Genomic DNA, 2,935 nt, shown 5'->3' with positions numbered 1-2,935 from the left:
ATATAAGGCGTTTGTTCGCTGAAGAAATTTTCCCAGCCAATCTTTCCCCTGGTCCGTAAGTCCAGCGACTGTTCTGTATTTAAAAGAAAATCAATGTCTGCCCCGAGGTTCCAATCCCGCGGCAGAGAATAACGGAATCCGATATCGGCATCATTCCTTTGAATATCAGAGACGTCGTCCTGTGTGGTAATCAACGTATTATAATACAAATCAGCGGACCCGGGCTTACCCAGGGCACTGAGGATGGCATATAGATTTGGGGCCCTGCCTATTTCTTTTCCTCTCCTAAAATCTTCTCCATTTTCCGATCCCTCGCCAGTTCATCCACCAACTTGTCGAGATATCTTACCTGCCGGGTCAGGGCGTTGTCAATCTCCTCAATTCGATATCCGCATATCACCCCTTTTATCAAATGGGCGTTGGGGTTTAGTTCCGCTTTTTGAAAGAAGGTTTCAAAAGTCACTTTGTGATTGATCAGGCTTTGTAAATTCTGTTCGTCATAGCCCGTCAGCCACTCTATCACCTGATGCAGCTCGTCTTTCGTCCTGCCTTTCTTCTCTACTTTCGTAAGGTAGTGCGGATAAACCGAGGCAAATTTCATTTTTGCAATTCGCTCATTGTGCTCAGGAGTTGCTTTCATATGTTATGGTTTATAGGTCCTGCAATAAAACAGACAACCTCACTATGTCATTGATTGATCCAATGCTTTCTAAGTAGCCTCTGCTTATCTGTTAATTTGGGGACTTCTGTAATCTCCCCAGTTTCTCGATCGTACTTTAGACCGACTTTATGCAGTGTTTCCTGAAGTGGGAGAGGCTCAATTCCCGCAACATGCTTCTCCATAAAAACTTTGAGTTCAGCGAAGCCACTCAGAGCATATATCTCGTCAAATAAAGCATCGTCTTTAAAAGGCTTGTCTTTCCCGAACTTATCCAACAAATCTGCAATTAATTCCTGAACACCATAAGCACCATCGCTAAGCTCACGCAATCGTATGTCCAGGCATAAATTGATAAGTGTTCCTTTGAAATAAACATTCATATACTCATCGGGCATATCTATCACATTCTTGCTGAACTCGGTGAAAGGGATATCATTGGAAAACTGATTCATATTTGAAATCTTCTCCTCTAAAACCTCGAGGAAGTCCTCCAGTGATTCCATCTTTTGCTTTATCCGCATGTGGATGGTAAAATATTCCGTCATGCCCTCATAAAGCCATAAATGTTGAGAGAACTTCGGATCGGAGAAATCAAAATGAGCAATCTCATAGGAATGAAGCCCCAAAGGCTGCACTGTATGGAAAAACTCATGACTCGCCAGGCTAAAGACGGTTGCCTTCAATACCTCCACGTCAAGGGGAGAGTACGTTAGGAGAACTGTTGATTGGTTATGCTCTAAACCATCAGCGAAGTAACGCTCATTCTCTGTGTTCTCATTGTGGTAGACGATAAAAGTATATTTATCAGTCGCTAAATTCCCATCTAAATATTCCGTTTGGTTTTTGAGCAGGGGTGCAATAGATGCGGCTAATGAATCTGCTATTTTTTTTCCTGTACTCGAATAACTCGCGATACCGACAGATATATTGGGGAGTTCTATTGTCGTAGTATCCGGCTCTGCATACATCACTGGATTGTCCACTAAATATCTGTAGTTCTCAGCACTAAACTCGTCCTGATTTTTGGAAACACTCCGCTTTTCCAGGCTACTGGCACCATAAAGGCTTTCATTCTTTTTAACTACTACATGGTAAGGTAAGTCTTCCTGGTCTTTGAAGTATCCAAATATCGAATTTGGATTCAAAATGCAAACAGCTTCACTAAAGAAACTTTCTGCAGACCGATAAGGTCTGGGATCCTCAAAATCAAAGTTATTCCAACCTTGTCTTGCGAAGTACTCTATTCTATCCAGCCCTGCTGCCTTAAATATCTGCCAGCAATTGATATCCAATTTGTTCACCTCTAAACGTTCTCCCTCAGCATTAAATGCCTTAAAATCATTGACGAACTTCCCGAAGTTTGTATCATCATAAATTCCAGGGACAAGTTTAGGCAAGCAGAAATAGGCAGTGTCTGGCAAGATCCCTGAAAACTGAAGTTGGACCGGTATACTCCCATCTTCTACTTTGGTCAGGTCGGTGATATACCGGTACTCTTGTGGCTCCGTAATGTCGGCTTTACAGCCGCTGAGGATTACAAGGATAATGAAGTAAACCATTTTATTCATGACAGGATAATTTGTTTTTTCCAGATAGGATGAATTAGGCTATAATAAAGCCTGTGTTCAACAGTCTAGGCTATGTGTAGTTGGATGTCTTGATACGTAACTTCTAAGCACACAGCAAACTGAATTTTACGCGGATAGTCAAAAGTAGGCCAGACTAAATTATCCATGGACCGTGTAGTGCTTTGTTTATTTTATCTTTAGATGACTCACTATTACTCCAAACCCATCAGGATCCTGAATCATAATTCCATTGCCATTCCAATAAGGGTTTTTTGATTTAATTTTCTCAATATTGTGCTCCTCAATCTGTTCAACAATTTTATCATATTCAGCCTTTTCAGTAGGATAAAAAACCAATATGTCCTCGACATCAAATTGATGCTCAGCTTTGTGGTTGGAAGTGGTAAATTCCAAATGCCAATTATATCCTGGTTTGCCTATAAAGACACCACTATAATCATTGTGATTTTCAAAAGAGAACAAAACTTTCAAACCAATGATTTTGGTATAAAATTCTTCTATTAGCTTTAAATTGTCAGTGTGTCTCGCACTTCTGAATTCCATTTTTCTATTTTTTAATACTCTATGAGTATAAGTTGTTATTGAGTCGAAACAGGAGGCATCAGGGACTTTCCCCAATTCGCGTTCACCATATCGAATAAGCGAAACATTTTAAGTCTGAAATAATAAGAGTTTAAGTCTTCTT

3 protein-coding genes and 1 pseudogene are annotated in these 2,935 nt (G+C 40.4%); all 4 read right to left on the bottom strand.

Annotated elements, in window-relative coordinates; translation table 11 throughout:
- Window positions 1–209 (bottom strand): annotated as a pseudogene (locus tag WBV75_RS08165) (hypothetical protein); the annotation flags it as partial.
- Between the two features lie 59 nt (window positions 210–268).
- Window positions 269–640 (bottom strand): DUF2200 domain-containing protein, encoded by a 372-nt coding sequence (locus WBV75_RS08160; protein ID WP_424120140.1) that lies wholly within the window; start codon window positions 638–640, stop codon window positions 269–271.
- Between the two features lie 47 nt (window positions 641–687).
- Window positions 688–2,229, bottom strand: coding sequence for a hypothetical protein (locus WBV75_RS08155; RefSeq protein ID WP_424120139.1), 1,542 nt, complete (start codon window positions 2,227–2,229; stop codon window positions 688–690).
- 186 nt (window positions 2,230–2,415) lie between these two features.
- Window positions 2,416–2,793 (bottom strand): VOC family protein, encoded by a 378-nt coding sequence (locus tag WBV75_RS08150; protein WP_424120138.1) that lies wholly within the window; start codon window positions 2,791–2,793, stop codon window positions 2,416–2,418.
- Window positions 2,794–2,935 lie beyond the last annotated feature (142 nt).

The organism is Robiginitalea sp., from assembly GCF_049588695.1.
Lineage (GTDB): Bacteria > Bacteroidota > Bacteroidia > Flavobacteriales > Flavobacteriaceae > Robiginitalea.
Note: the sequence above shows the minus strand (reverse complement) of the source record. Positions and strands in the feature narration are given on the sequence as shown.